The sequence below is a fragment of the Streptomyces sp. NPDC059957 genome (assembly GCF_042730015.1).
GTDB lineage: Bacteria > Actinomycetota > Actinomycetes > Streptomycetales > Streptomycetaceae > Streptomyces.
Map to the genome: position 1 here is coordinate 1 of NZ_JBHWMB010000030.1, position 13,623 is coordinate 13,623.

The window sequence follows — 13,623 nt, forward strand, 5'->3', positions numbered from 1 at the left end:
CCCTGTGAGGGGTGCGGGCCACGCCCGTTTCCGTACGCGGCGTACGCGGTGACGCGGCGAACGCCGGCCGTACGGCTATTCGAGGCTCGGCGAGATCCGGGCCGGGCCGGCCGACGGATCGGACAGCAGCTTGTCGTGGAGCTGGCGGCCCTCGTCCGAGAGCTGCTGCGGGCCGCTGTGCGGGGGCACGCCCGACACGCTCGCGCCGGGGGCGCGCGGAGGCTCGTACTCGGTCGGAGCGGTCACCCAGGTGTAGGCCGTCGCCGCGGCGATGGCCGCCGTCACCCCGATCACCGCCCGCGTCCACAGCCGGGTCCGGTGCTCGCCGGCCACCCGTACGACGGCTGCCGCGCGCGGCTCCAGCCGGAGGGCCGGCCTCAGCGTGCCGAGCCGCTCGCGCAGCACCGCGGACTGCTTCGCGGGCGCTACGCCGTCCAGTTCGGGGAGCTGGTCGGCGAGGTCGGCATGGGCGTTGACGAGGCGGCTGCCGGCGGTCGGCGTGGACGCCTCGGTCTCGGCGGCGGTGTCGGGGAGGTCCAGCCCGACGCCGTCGTAGAGCAGCACGGTGCGGCGGTGGGCCGGGGGCAGCGTGAGCATCGCGTCCAGCAGTACGCGGTCCGCGGGGTCGGCCGGGGGCTTGTCGGGGTGCCGGTGGGAACGCCGGAACCGGTGCCAGGGGGAGAGCGCGTACTCGTACGCCGCCGCGCGCACCCACCCGACCGGATCGGGGTCGGTGGCGACCTCGGGCCAACGCTCCCAGGCCTGCTGGAAGGCGCGCTCCACGGCCTCGCAGGCGAGGGCGTGGCGGCCGGTCAGGAGGTAGGCCTGGCGGGCCAGGGCGGGGGCGGTGCGGTCGTAGAGGGCGTCGAAGGCGCAGACCGCCGTCACGGTCGGGGCGGCCTCGCCGGGAGCGTCCTGGGTGGCGTCGCCGGGGGCTGTACGGGCCTCCGCGGCCAGGGCGTCATCCTTGCCGGGGCCGCCCTCGGGGGCCGCCGGTCCGGCGTTCTTGCCGGCTGCCGCGGAGTCCGGGGCGGAGTCCGGAGCGGGGGCCTTCCCCGCGGACGGCTCGGAGCCCGGCCCGTCCGGCGCCGAACCGGCGGCCGACTCGGAATCCGGCCCGGTGGTGCTCGTCCGGGTGGTGGCTTCGGAGCCCCGCTCGGCGGGGTTGCCCCTGCCCGGCCCGGTGTTCGGCGCGGTGTTCGGCGCGGCGGTCTTCCCGGAGCGCGGCTCGGAGTCCGGTCCGGTGCCTGAGCCGGTGTCAGGGGCCGTGCCCGTACTGGTGCCCGTACCGGTGCCCGGGGGCAGGGGGCCGCCGGGGCGGAGGGCTGCGAAGCCGCCTCCGCCGTGGCCGCCGCCCAGCGCGGCTCCGGTCCTGACCGTCGGCTTGGCCTCGTGCCGGGGCATCCCGACGGGGGGCTTCGCGGCACGCTTGACGGCGGCCTTGGGCCTGGTCTGCGCCCCGACGGGCCGGGTGAGTCCGCGCATCATGCGCAGCCCGAACCCGCTCTCGGGGGCGTCGGATGCTGACGCCGCGTCTGCGTCCGCCGGAGCGGCGCCGGTTGCCGGCGCGGCGTGCTCCGTGTCGCTGACGAGCGGGCCGTCGGGCAGGCTCTCGAGCGGGCCGTCGGGCGCGGCGCCCGGGGCTGACGCCGCGTCCGTGTCCGCCCCGGCGAGGCCGGTTGCGGCGGACGACCCGACGGCGGACGACCCGACGGCGGACGCGCCGGCGTGCGCCGTGTCGGCCCGAACTGCCGCGGTGCCGTTGGCCCAGGCGGGCCGGGTGGGCGTACCGGCGGAGGCGACCCCCGCCGCGCCGGAGACGGCACCGTCCTCGGTCCCGTCACCGCCCCGGTCCGGGCGCTCCGCGGCAGCGGCCCCCGGGGCAGGACCGTCCGGGGCAGCCGAGCCGTCGGCACGCACGGTGGGGCCGGAGGGGGCGGATCGGGCGGACTCGTCCGCGGACAGGCGGGTCAGGAGCTTGGAGTAGGCCTCCAGCTTGCGGCCCCGGGGGTGGGTGCGGCCGGTCTCCCAGGAGCGGACCGTGTTCGAGGTGACGCCCACTGCCGCCGCGACCTCTTCGTGCGTCAGGTCGGCCGCTTCGCGCAGGCGTCGGCGTTCCTTCGGGGTGGGGAGGCCCAGCTCCGCGACGCTTTGTGTCATGCCACACTCCCCGCGACCCGGACGCCCTGAGCGAAAAAGTACATAAACGTATATTGAGCGACACCACGGTCATTCGCCTGTTACCCGCCCATAGCGCGTGTCGTTGGCACCATGGCGGTGTGACCCAAGTGACCGAACGCGGGACCTCGTTGCCCATGCCCCCCAGGGCCCCCGCACGGCGCCGTTCACCGGCGGCCGCCGCGTGTGTCGTGGGTGGCGCCGTCGCCGCAGTACTGGGGCTCGGCTTCCTCGCCGTGCTCGTCATCGTGCTGTGGATCAGCTCCCCCTACCCCGACAGCGGCCCCGGCGGTGCCCTGCACCTCGCCGCGGGCCTCTGGTTGCTCGCCCACGGCACCGAGCTCGTCCGCTACGAAACCCTCTCGGGGGTGCCCGCCCCCGTCGGCCTGACCCCGTTGCTGCTCGTGGCCCTGCCCGTGCTGCTCATCCGGCGCGCCGCCCGGCTCGGCAGCGCCGCGCAGGAGGACCGGGGCGCGGAGCCGCTGCCCGCGGGCGTGGTGTTCTCCGCGGTGCTCTGCGGCTACCTCGGGGTCGGCGCCCTGGCCGTCGTGTACGCCGCCGCCGGGCCGATGCCCGCCGACCCGCTCAGCGCGGCCCGGCACCTCCCGATCGTCGCCGCCCTCGCCGCCGCCGGCGGGGTCTGGGAAGCCCGGGGGAGGCCGCTCGGGCAACTGCCCGGCCGGCTCACCCGGCCCCGCTACGTCCTCGCGCTGCGGGCCGGCGCCGGCGGGGTGCTGGTGCTCCTCGGCGGCGGAGCCCTGCTGGTCGGGGCCTCGCTGGCCTGGCACGGGGCGCAGGTGCAGGGCTCCTTCACGGCGCTGACCGGAGACTGGTCGGGCCGCTTCGCGGTGCTGCTGCTCGCCCTCGTGCTGATCCCCAACGCCGTCGTCTGGGGCGCCGCCTACGCCCTCGGTCCCGGCTTCGCCCTGGGCACGGGCGCTGCCGCGACCCCGCTCGGCTTCGGCGGCTCGCCCGCGCTGCCGGGCTTCCCGCTGCTCGCCGCGCTGCCTCCGCAGGGCCCCGGCACGCCGCTGACCTGGGCCGTCGGTGTGGTGCCGGTGGTGGCCGGGCTGGCGGTGGGCTGGTTCGCGGTACGCCGGGCGCGCGACGTCTCGTACGGGGAGACCGCGCTCACGGCGGCGCTGGGCTCCCTGGTGTGCGCCCTGGTGACGGCCGCTCTCGCCGCGGCTTCGGCGGGGCCGCTCGGTTCCCGGGGGCTGGCCGCCTTCGGCCCCGTGTGGTGGCAGACGGGCGCGGCGGCCCTGGGCTGGACCCTGGTCCTCGCGGTCCCGCTGGCCGTCACCGTGCACGCCTGGCGGAACCGTCCCGCGCAGGGCCTGGCAGGTGTCGAGGACGGCTGGCACGACAGCGGCGTGCGGGAGGTCCGCTGGGCGGCCCTGCGCCGGGCTGCGGGCACCTTGATCCCGGACTTCTCCAGCACCCCGGCCGAGGGGGACGGGGCGTCCCCGGTCCGGGTCCCGGAGGAAGCGCCCCGGCCGGTGACCGCACCGCCGAAGCGTCCCGTACTGGTCATGCCCGGGCTCAAGCTGGACCTGACCCCGATCCCGCTCCCCGCGCTGCCCGCGGAGCCGTCACCGGCGATCGCGGGGGCGCCCACGGAGCCCGGGGCCCTGATGGCAGCAGGATCGTCCCTTCCGGCGCCCCCGGCGCCCCCGGCGCCGCTCGTCCCGCCGGTGACCGGAGCCCGCGTGCTGACCCGCCGGAAGCCGGAAGCAGAAGCGGAACCGGAACTGGAACTGGAACCGGAGAAGGACCCGGGGCAGGCCGAACGGCCCGAGCCGGAGGCCGCCCGGATCGACTAGCTCCCGCCGGCTCCGCTGCGCCGGCGCCGGACTCCGCCCGGCAAGATCCGAAAGAGACGGCCTAGCGCTGGACCTCGAGCATCTTGCCGATGAAGTTGTCGGGCAGCAGGTCGTTGCACTGCAGCTCGGCCGGCTTGGTGAGGGCGTCCTGCTTGCAGACGTAGAAGTCCTTGTACGTGAGCTGCACCGCGTACGAGGACAGCGCCAGCAGGATCGCCAGCGAAGCCGTCACCAGGCCGCTCGCCGCCGCCGTCCGCTGGGGCCGGGCGGCGGCGCCCATCGCCGCCAGTCCGCCCCGGGCTGCCCCGGGAGCCGCACCGGCGCCCGTGACCGTACCGGCACCCGTGTCCGTACCGGCGCTCCTGCCCGTCCCCGTGCCGATGTCCGCCGCCGTGGCGCGCGAGCCGCCGGAGGCGCCCTGCGCCCCGTCACCGGACGGCTTCGCCGGGACCCCGCGCAGCGCGCTGATGCCCCAGTACAGGGCGAGCGCGCCCAGCAGCAGCCCCATCGAGGGGATGCCGAAGACCCCGAAGAAGAAGCCCCACATGCCGGCGAGCAGCGCGTACCGGGCCCGCCGCTGGATCGGGTCCGTGGGGTCCCAGCGCGCCGGTCCCGACCCGGGGTCCGCGCCCGGTCCCGAACCGGGATTCTGCTTGTCGCCGCCGTCACTCCCGGCCCGCGGCTCCCAGAGCTGGTCGGGCCGGCCTTCCGGGGGCGCCGCGAAGGGATTGTCGTCGGTGGGGCGGTCGGGCTGGGGGCGGTCCGGCATCGGGTGTGTTTCATCCCCTGTGTCGTGGACGCCGCTGCGACGTCCGAGGCCTGTTTACGGCGTGTACGCCAGACGCTACCGCCCACCCGTCCCCCCGTCCCTCGGGGGCCGTCCGGTGTGCCGGTATCGTTGCAGGCGGTCGGTGGCTTCGTATGGTCCCCCGTATACCGGGGACCCTAAGTTTCATGCGATCGCACAAGACGAACGACGCGCCCCCGGTTCACGCCGGGAGGCGCCCCCGCTCGACGAGAAAGGGCCTCCCATGGCCGCCTCCCGCCTGGTCGTGCTGGTCTCCGGATCCGGCACCAACCTCCAGGCCCTGCTCGACGCCATCGACGCCCACCCCGGCGGACCCGAGGGCTTCGGCGCCGAAGTCGTCGCCGTGGGAGCCGACCGCGAGAACATCGCCGGCCTGGAGCGCGCCGAGAAGGCCGGGATCCCCACCTTCGTGTGCCCGGTCAAGGCGTACGCGAGCCGTGCGGAGTGGGACGCCGCCCTGACCGCGGCCACCGACGCGCACGCGCCGGACCTGGTGGTCTCGGCGGGGTTCATGAAGATCGTCGGGCCCGAGTTCATCGGCCGCTTCGGCGGCCGGTTCGTCAACACGCACCCCGCCCTCCTCCCGGCGTTCCCGGGTGCCCACGGCGTACGGGACGCCCTCGCCTACGGCGCGAAGGTCACCGGCTGCACCGTCCACTTCGTGGACGCGGGCGTGGACACCGGTCCGATCATCGCCCAGGGTGTGGTCGAGGTCAGGGACGAAGAGGACGAAGCCGCTCTCCATGAGCGGATCAAGGAAGTCGAGCGCGAGCTGCTCGTCGACGTCGTGGGGCGCCTGGCCCGGCACGGCTACCGCATCGAGGGACGAAAGGTAACAATCCAGTGACCGCCGCAGAGGCCGCAGGGACCGTAGAGACCGTGACCGCAGAGGGCGAGGACCGCGCCGCGTCGAAGCGCCCGATCCGGCGCGCGCTCATCAGCGTCTACGACAAGACGGGACTGGAAGAGCTGGCCCGCGGTCTGCACGAGGCGGGTGTCGCGCTCGTCTCGACCGGCTCCACCGCCTCGAAGATCGCCGCCGCCGGGGTGCCCGTCACCAAGGTCGAGGAGCTGACCGGCTTCCCCGAGTGCCTGGACGGCCGGGTCAAGACCCTGCACCCGCGCGTGCACGCCGGCATCCTCGCCGACCTGCGCCTGGAGGACCACCGCAACCAGCTCGCCGAGCTGGGCGTCGAGCCCTTCGACCTGGTGATCGTCAACCTCTACCCCTTCCTCGCGACCGTCCAGTCGGGCGCGACCGAGGACGAGTGCGTGGAGCAGATCGACATTGGCGGCCCCTCGATGGTCCGCGCCGCCGCCAAGAACCACCCCTCGGTGGCCGTGGTCACCAGCCCTGCGCGCTACGACGCCGTGATCGCCGCCGCCCAGGGCGGCGGTTTCGACCTCACCGCCCGCAAGCGGCTCGCGGCCGAGGCCTTCCAGCACACCGCCGCGTACGACGTCGCCGTGGCCTCCTGGTTCACGAACGCGTACGCCCCGGAGCCGGAGGCGGCACTGCCCGAGTTCCTGGCCGGCGCCTGGGAGCGCAAGTCCACCCTGCGCTACGGCGAGAACCCGCACCAGGCGGCCGCGCTGTACACGGACGGGCAGCCGGGCGGGCTCGCCAACGCCGAGCAGCTGCACGGCAAGGAGATGTCCTACAACAACTACGTGGACACCGACGCGGCCCGCCGCGCCGCCTACGACCACGAAGAGCCCTGCGTCGCGATCATCAAGCACGCCAACCCGTGCGGCATCGCGGTGGGCAAGGACGTCGCCGAGGCCCACCGCAAGGCGCACGCCTGCGACCCGGTCTCCGCCTTCGGCGGGGTCATCGCCGTCAACCGCCCGGTGAGCGTCGAGCTGGCCGAGCAGGTCGCGGAGATCTTCACCGAGGTCATCGTGGCCCCCGACTTCGAGCCGGGCGCCGTCGAGGTCCTCGCGAAGAAGAAGAACATCCGCGTCCTGAAGGTGGCGGGTACCCCGCACCAGCCGGCCGAGCTCAAGCCGATCAGCGGCGGCGTGCTCCTCCAGCAGAGCGACCTCGTCCAGGCCGAGGGCGACGACCCGGCCCACTGGACGCTGGCCACCGGCGACGCCCTCTCCGCCGACGAGCTCGCCGACCTCGCCTTCGCGTGGAAGGCCTGCCGCGCCGTGAAGTCCAACGCGATCCTGCTCGCCAAGGACGGCGCCTCGGTCGGCGTCGGCATGGGCCAGGTCAACCGCGTCGACTCCGCGAAGCTGGCCGTCGAGCGGGCGGGCGCCGAGCGCGCGCAGGGCTCGTACGCCGCCTCCGACGCCTTCTTCCCCTTCGCGGACGGCCTGGAGATCCTGACGGCCGCCGGCATCAAGGCCGTGGTCCAGCCGGGCGGTTCGATGCGCGACGAGCTGGTGATCGAGGCCGCGAAGGCGGCGGGCGTGACGATGTACCTCACGGGGACCCGTCACTTCTTCCACTGAGTCACCGAGTCACCGAGCTGCCGAGTCCGGCGCTCACCCGCAGACGGCGAAGGCCGCGTACCGCAGCAGTGCGGTTCGCGGCCTTCGCCGTATGCGGTGCCGGTGCCGGTGCCGGTGCCGGTGCCGGTACGAGCGGTCGTACCGGCGCCGTTCCTAGTAGTGCGGGCGCTTGAAGTAGACGCTCGCGGCGGAGTTGGCCAGGCCGATGATGATCCACAGGCCCAGGCCGAGCGAGAGCAGGGTCAGGACCAGCGAGAACCCGGCGGCGCCGGCGGCGGAACCGTGCGCGCTGCTGAGCGTGATCACGTTGCCGATCAGGCCGATGACGGCGAAGAGGGTCTGCAGCGAGCCGTAGATGATGCCCGAGACCCGCACGCCGCCGCGGCCCTTGCCCAGCTTGGCGGCGGTCAGGATCGGCCACAGTGATACGCCGACGAGGACGATGCCGATGATGACGAAGAAGACGCTCAGGGCGGCGGCCGCGTCGCTCGACGAGGAGCTGCCGGAGTCGAACTCGGAGGCGAACACGGCGCCGATGATGACGACTGCCACGCCGCCGAGGGCCGAGAGGATCCCGAGGATCCAGAGGATGACCCGGGCCCCCTTGACCCCGCCCGGCATCGGCATCGGCGAGCCCGGGTAGCCGGGGACGCCCGGGTAGGCCTGCTGCGGGTAGGCGTAGCCGCCCTGGGCGGGGATGCCCTGGGGGGCCTGCGGGGGGTAGCCGTAGGCGGGCTGGCCACCCTGCGGCTGCTGCGCGTAGGGGTTGTTCGGGTCGCCGAAGCTCATCTGGGGTGTTCCTCCGTGGAAGTGCGGGGACGCACGGCACGCGCGGAGGAGTCGCTGCAAGTCGTGCGGCCCGCCCCCCGGCACTGCCCGCGGCACTACTGATCCCCGCATCGTGGTCCGGCCGGACCGGGCTTGTCCAGCCGGGACACCGCCCGCCCGGCACTCGTTGTGCAAGTGCAACGAAGGCGGAACGCAGGCGGAACGAAGCGGAACGGGCCGCGCGGGGGCCGCTGCCGGATCCGCGACCGGAACCGCGACCGGAACCGCGACCGGATCCCCGACCGGAACCGCGACTGGATCCGCGACCGCTCCATCCGGGAGGATGGGTCCATGACTGCCCAGATTCTCGACGGCAAGGCCACCGCAGCCGCGATCAAGTCCGAACTGACCGCCCGCGTGGCGGCGCTCAAGGCCCGGGGCATCACCCCGGGCCTCGGCACCCTGCTGGTCGGTGACGACCCGGGCAGCCGCTGGTACGTCAACGGGAAGCACAAGGACTGCGCCGAGGTCGGCATCGCCTCCCTCCAGCGCGAACTGCCCGCGACGGCCTCCCAGGAGGACATCGAGGAGGTCGTGCGGGAGCTGAACGCCAACCCGGAGTGCACCGGCTACATCGTGCAGCTCCCGCTTCCCAAGGGCATCGACACCAACCGCGTCCTGGAGCTCATGGACCCGGCGAAGGACGCCGACGGCCTGCACCCGATGTCACTCGGAAGGCTGGTCCTGAACGAGCCGGGCCCGCTGCCGTGCACCCCGTACGGGATCGTCCAGCTGCTGCGCCACCACGGCGTCGAGATCAACGGCGCGCACGTGGTCGTCCTCGGCCGCGGGATCACCGTCGGCCGGTCCATCGGCCTGCTGCTCACCCGCAAGTCCGAGAACGCGACCGTCACCCTGTGCCACACCGGCACGCGCGACCTGTCCGCACTGCTGCGCCAGGCGGACATCGTCGTCGCGGCGGCCGGTGTGCCGCACCTGGTCAAGCCGGAGGACGTGAAGCCGGGCGCGGCCGTGCTCGACGTCGGCGTCAGCCGCGACGAGAACGGAAAGATCGTCGGGGACGTGCACCCCGGGGTCGCGGACGTGGCCGGCTGGATCTCCCCCAACCCGGGCGGCGTAGGCCCGATGACCCGGGCGCAGCTGCTCGTCAACGTGGTCGAGGCGGCCGAGCGGGCGATTCCCCGTGCCGGCTGAGCGCGAGCCGGCGGGCAGCGCGGTCCCCGAGCCCGTCCCCGCCAAGGCGACCGCCAAGGCAACCGCCAAGGCGACCGCCAAGGCGACCGCCAAGGCGACCGCCAAGGCGACCGCCAAGGCGACCGCCAAGGCGACCGCCAAGGCAACCGCCCCGGCGGGGCCCGAAGGGGCTGCCCGGTCCCGCCGCTTCCCGTCCGTCACCCGGGACACCGCGCGTCCCGAGGGCGGCGGCCGGGCCGCGCCCGGCGACGCTCCGGCTCCGGCCCGGCAGTGGCCGATGCTGGTCGTCCTCACCGCCACGGCCGCCGGACTGCTGCTCACCGCGATGGACCATCCGCGCGCCGGCTGCCTGCTGATCGGCATCGCGATGCTCGCGGGCTCGGTGATGCGCCGGCTGCTGCCCTCCGTGGGCATGCTCGCGGTGCGCTCCCGCTTCACGGACATGGTCACGTACGGCCTGCTGGGCGTGGCGATCGTGCTGCTCGCACTGGTCATGGAGCCCAAGCCGTGGCTGAACGTCCCCTTCCTGGAGACCGCGGTCCGCTTCACGGTCCGCTGAGCCTCCCGGAGCCTCCGGGACACCCCCGGGGGAGGCCCCGTGTGCCCTGCGCCACACGGGGCGGGGGATTGGGGTGCTCCAGGGTCGGATAGCCTGACGGCGGATGTCTCTTCACGTCAAGATTTACTGGGCCACGGAGCGGCGTCCTCCCAGCACATGGGGCAGGGACGCCCCACCGCCAGCTGTCTAACGGAGAAGGCCATGACCCGCACTCCCGTGAATGTCACCGTCACCGGCGCCGCCGGCCAGATCGGCTACGCGCTGCTCTTCCGCATCGCCTCCGGCCACCTGCTCGGCGCGGACGTGCCGGTCAAGCTCCGTCTTCTGGAGATCCCTCAGGGCATGAAGGCCGCCGAGGGCACCGCCATGGAGCTCGACGACTGCGCCTTCCCGCTGCTCGCCGGCATCGACATCTTCGACGACCCGAACAAGGGCTTCGAGGGTGCCAACGTCGCGCTGCTGGTCGGCGCCCGCCCGCGTACCAAGGGCATGGAGCGCGGTGACCTGCTCTCCGCCAACGGCGGCATCTTCAAGCCGCAGGGCGCCGCGATCAACGCGAACGCCGCGGACGACATCAAGGTCCTGGTCGTGGGCAACCCGGCCAACACCAACGCGCTCATCGCGCAGGCCGCCGCCCCGGACGTACCGGCCGAGCGCTTCACCGCGATGACCCGCCTGGACCACAACCGCGCGATCTCGCAGCTGGCCGCCAAGACCGGCGCCGCCGTCTCCGACATCAAGCGCCTCACCATCTGGGGCAACCACTCGGCGACCCAGTACCCGGACATCTTCCACGCGGAGATCGCCGGCAAGAACGCCGCCGAGCTGGTCAACGACCAGGCCTGGCTGTCCGACGACTTCATCCCGACCGTCGCCAAGCGCGGCGCGGCGATCATCGAGGCCCGCGGCGCGTCCTCGGCCGCCTCGGCCGCCAACGCCGCCATCGACCACGTGCACACGTGGGTCAACGGCACCGCGGCGGGCGACTGGACCTCCATGGGCATCCCGTCGGACGGCTCCTACGGCGTCCCGGAGGGCATCATCTCCTCCTTCCCGGTCACCACCAAGGACGGCCGCTACGAGATCGTCCAGGGCCTGGACATCAACGAGTTCTCCCGTGCGCGCATCGACGCGTCCGTGGCGGAGCTCGTCGAGGAGCGCGACGCGGTGCGCGAGCTCGGCCTGATCTGATCGTCTCCGTACGGCACGGCCGCGCAGGCCCCCGTACGAACGCGTGCGTATGCGCGTGAACCCGTGTGAACACCGAAGCGCCCCGGCCAAACCTGGCCGGGGCGTTTGGCGTGAATCTTTCTGTCGCCCCATGGAGCGGAACCCTAGGGTCGGTCGGTGACCGAGAACCCGATTCCCCGTCAGCCCAGCGGCAGTTGGGCCGACCCCTCCGCGGGCCGCCCCCCGGTTCACCCCTCCCTCAGCGAGGCCGGCCGCTTCCTGTGTGCGGGCACCTACCTCGACGCCGGGTACCGCGACCGGGTCATCGACGAGCTGTACGTCCACGAGGAACGGATCGTCGCCCCCTCCTACGGCTACGACGCCTCCCGGGTCCTCGCCCACGCGCTGCGCGCCCGCCGTGCCGAACTCGGCTGGGCCGCCGGAGTCCTCGGAGCCTGGTTCGTCGGCTCGCTGCTCACGGGCGGCGCGCTCGCCGCGCTGATCGTGCCCTTCCTGCTGCTGAGCCTGGCCGACTGGCTGCGCGCCCGGAACGTTCCGGTGCTGCGGTTCCTGTCCGTGGTCCTGCGGATCTACGCCTGGTGGACGCTGGTCTTCGCCCTGTTCGTCCTCGGCTTCGGCGGGTTCATGCTGTTCAGCGCCCTGGACGAGATGGGCGGGAGCGGCGTCCTGCCGTTCGGCGGGGCGGGCGGAGCGGGCGCGGGCACCGCCGTCCTGTGGTGGCTGCCCGTGGTCTTCGCCGGGGTGGTCACCGTCGTGGGGCTCCAGCGCGGCCACGTCTTCCGGACCATCGCGACCGACCTCTCCGAGCGCCGCTACGCCGACCACGCGAACGACCAGGCCGAAGCCGCCGAGGGGGCCCGCTTCCAGCGGGTCCGCCAGCGCATCCGGGCCGAACAGCACGCACCGATGATCATGTACGACGTCAACGACCCGTTCTGCGGGGCGGGTGATCCCTTCCGGCCCTGGCAGCTGTCCGTGGAACTGCGCCCGCGCGAGGACCTCGGCCCCGAGCGCAAGCCCGTCGCCGTCACCAACGCCCACATCCTGGCGCGGATCGTGCCGCTGCTGGAGCGCCTGCGGGTGCCCTCCCCGCACGGTTCCCCGGAGCAGGCCGCCGCCGTGGGCGACCGGATGCGCGAACTGGTCCTGGACGAGTGCGTGTTCCTGCCCGCGGGCGGGCTGCCGCACCGGGACACCGCGCAGGTCGTGCACGGGCAGTTCGGCGAGCAGCGGGCCGCCTCCATCGAGGAGGGCGGCGAGCGCCGCCGGCACTTCCTGCGCGTGCGGGTGGGCGGCTGGGACGAGAACCTCGTCGTCACCGTCTTCGTACGGGTCCACACGCAGGGCGGGATGGTGATGCTGGAGGTGGCCCCGCACGTGCTGCTGCCCGTCCGGACCGACTTCCACAACGCCGACGCGGACGCCCAGCGCTACCGCAACAACAACCCCTTCGGCAAGGCCGTCTGGGCCCTGCGCCACACGCCCGGCTCGCTGGTGGCCTCCATCGCCACGCTGGGCCGCGGGCTGGCGAGCTGGTGGCGGATCGTCACCGGCGGCCACGGCGGGGCCCGGCCCGAGGGGCCGCGGGTGTCGGTGCGCGACCTGGCCTCCGAGGACAACGGCTCGCTCTTCCACCTGATGGACCTCGACCGCTTCCTGAAGACCATCCAGGACCGGGTCGTCGGGGGCGTCGTCGTCGCGCTGCACGAAGCGGGCTGGCACACCGAGGAGTTCGCGCAGCGCGCGGTCAACGTCGCCGAGGGCGGGGTGTTCATCCAGTCGGTGAACCACAGCGCCTTCAGCGTCGGCGGCGGCAACAACACCAACAGCACGAAGGTCAAGGGGAGCACCGGTGGCAACTGAGAACGGCGCTACGGGTACGGGCGCCGGCGCGGCCGGGCAGGAGCCCGCGGTCCACATCGGCGGGGTCACGGGCAGCGCGTTCAGCATCGGCGGCAGCAACAACACCAACACCGTGCACCACGAGGGGGCGGACACCGTAGGGCCGCAGGCCCTCCTCGACGCCGTACTGGAGCTGCGCGCGGCCCTCGTACGGCTGCCGCGCGGCGAGGACAGGGCGGCGCTCGACGCCGAACTGGACGGGGTCGCGGAAGGCCTGGAGGGGGCCGAGGAGATCCGGCCCGGCCTGGTCCCGCGGCTGCGCGGAGCCCTGGAACGCTGGGCCCCGCTGGTGGACTCGGTCAGCGCCGCGACCGCCCTGGCCGGACTCCTGACCAGCCTGGGAGGCTGACCGTGCCCCCGCAGGACACCCCCCGCTGGGACCCCGCGACCCAACGCTGGGTCACGGACCCCCAGCCGTCCCCGGCCCCGAGCCACACCCCACCGCCGACCCCGGCTCCGAGCCACACCCCACCGCCGACCCCGGCTCCGAGCCACACCCCACCGCCGACCCCGGCTCCGACCCAGGCCCCACCGCCGACCCCGGCGTCGACCCAGGCCCCACCGCCGACCCCGCCGCCGGGCTACGACCCGGCCCCCGGGCGGCCTGCGGCCCCCGCTCCCGGTCAGGCTCCGGGCCCGGGCCACCATCCGGCCGAAGGCCACGACCGCAACAACAACCCCTTCGGCAAGGCCGTCTGGGCCCTGCGCCACACGCCCGG

11 protein-coding genes and 1 pseudogene are annotated in these 13,623 nt (G+C 74.1%); 9 read left to right on the forward strand and 3 right to left on the reverse strand.

Annotated elements, in window-relative coordinates:
• Positions 1-75 precede the first annotated feature (75 nt).
• On the reverse strand, positions 76-2,160 hold the full coding sequence (locus tag ACFWBW_RS20925; protein ID WP_385374554.1) for a helix-turn-helix domain-containing protein: 2,085 nt from the start codon (positions 2,158-2,160) through the stop codon (positions 76-78).
• Positions 2,161-2,279: 119 nt separating this feature from the next.
• Between ACFWBW_RS20925 and ACFWBW_RS20930 the strand changes: the two genes are divergently transcribed.
• Entirely contained in the window at positions 2,280-4,001 is a 1,722-nt protein-coding gene (locus tag ACFWBW_RS20930; RefSeq protein WP_385374556.1) for a DUF6350 family protein, read from the forward strand.
• Between the two features lie 61 nt (positions 4,002-4,062).
• Here the strand turns inward: ACFWBW_RS20930 and ACFWBW_RS20935 are convergent, their stop codons facing one another.
• Positions 4,063-4,770: a hypothetical protein gene (locus tag ACFWBW_RS20935; protein ID WP_385374558.1), complete on the reverse strand. Its 708-nt coding sequence runs from the start codon at positions 4,768-4,770 to the stop codon at positions 4,063-4,065.
• A gap of 262 nt (positions 4,771-5,032) precedes the next feature.
• Between ACFWBW_RS20935 and purN the strand changes: the two genes are divergently transcribed.
• A complete protein-coding gene (purN, locus tag ACFWBW_RS20940; protein WP_266905318.1) occupies positions 5,033-5,656 on the forward strand; it encodes a phosphoribosylglycinamide formyltransferase in 624 nt (207 codons plus the stop codon).
• 32 nt (positions 5,657-5,688) lie between these two features.
• Positions 5,689-7,269 carry a bifunctional phosphoribosylaminoimidazolecarboxamide formyltransferase/IMP cyclohydrolase gene (purH, locus tag ACFWBW_RS20945; protein WP_385374560.1) on the forward strand — a complete coding sequence of 527 codons (1,581 nt, stop codon included), beginning with the start codon at positions 5,689-5,691 and terminating at the stop codon, positions 7,267-7,269.
• Positions 7,270-7,422: 153 nt separating this feature from the next.
• Here purH and ACFWBW_RS20950 read toward each other — a convergent pair whose 3' ends face one another.
• A complete protein-coding gene (locus tag ACFWBW_RS20950) occupies positions 7,423-8,058 on the reverse strand; it encodes a hypothetical protein (RefSeq protein ID WP_385374562.1) in 636 nt (211 codons plus the stop codon).
• 330 nt (positions 8,059-8,388) lie between these two features.
• On the opposite strand from ACFWBW_RS20950, the gene ACFWBW_RS20955 reads away from it, so the two are divergent.
• The 6 genes and pseudogenes from ACFWBW_RS20955 to ACFWBW_RS20980 form a co-directional block, all read left to right on the forward strand.
• A complete protein-coding gene (locus tag ACFWBW_RS20955) occupies positions 8,389-9,252 on the forward strand; it encodes a bifunctional methylenetetrahydrofolate dehydrogenase/methenyltetrahydrofolate cyclohydrolase (RefSeq protein WP_385374563.1) in 864 nt (287 codons plus the stop codon).
• On the forward strand, positions 9,242-9,811 hold the full coding sequence (locus ACFWBW_RS20960; RefSeq protein WP_385374565.1) for a DUF3017 domain-containing protein: 570 nt from the start codon (positions 9,242-9,244) through the stop codon (positions 9,809-9,811). The genes ACFWBW_RS20955 and ACFWBW_RS20960 overlap by 11 nt, the downstream gene beginning before the upstream one ends.
• A gap of 201 nt (positions 9,812-10,012) precedes the next feature.
• Complete coding sequence (locus ACFWBW_RS20965) at positions 10,013-11,002, forward strand: malate dehydrogenase (protein ID WP_327254557.1); 990 nt, start codon at positions 10,013-10,015, stop codon at positions 11,000-11,002.
• 156 nt (positions 11,003-11,158) lie between these two features.
• The gene (locus tag ACFWBW_RS20970) at positions 11,159-12,865 is read left to right on the forward strand and encodes a hypothetical protein (RefSeq protein WP_385374567.1); all 1,707 of its coding nucleotides are present in this window, start codon (positions 11,159-11,161) and stop codon (positions 12,863-12,865) included.
• On the forward strand, positions 12,855-13,253 hold the full coding sequence (locus tag ACFWBW_RS20975; protein WP_385374569.1) for a hypothetical protein: 399 nt from the start codon (positions 12,855-12,857) through the stop codon (positions 13,251-13,253). Before ACFWBW_RS20970 ends, ACFWBW_RS20975 begins: the two co-directional genes overlap by 11 nt.
• Positions 13,254-13,255: 2 nt before the next feature.
• Positions 13,256-13,623 (forward strand): annotated as a pseudogene (locus ACFWBW_RS20980) (hypothetical protein); the annotation flags it as partial.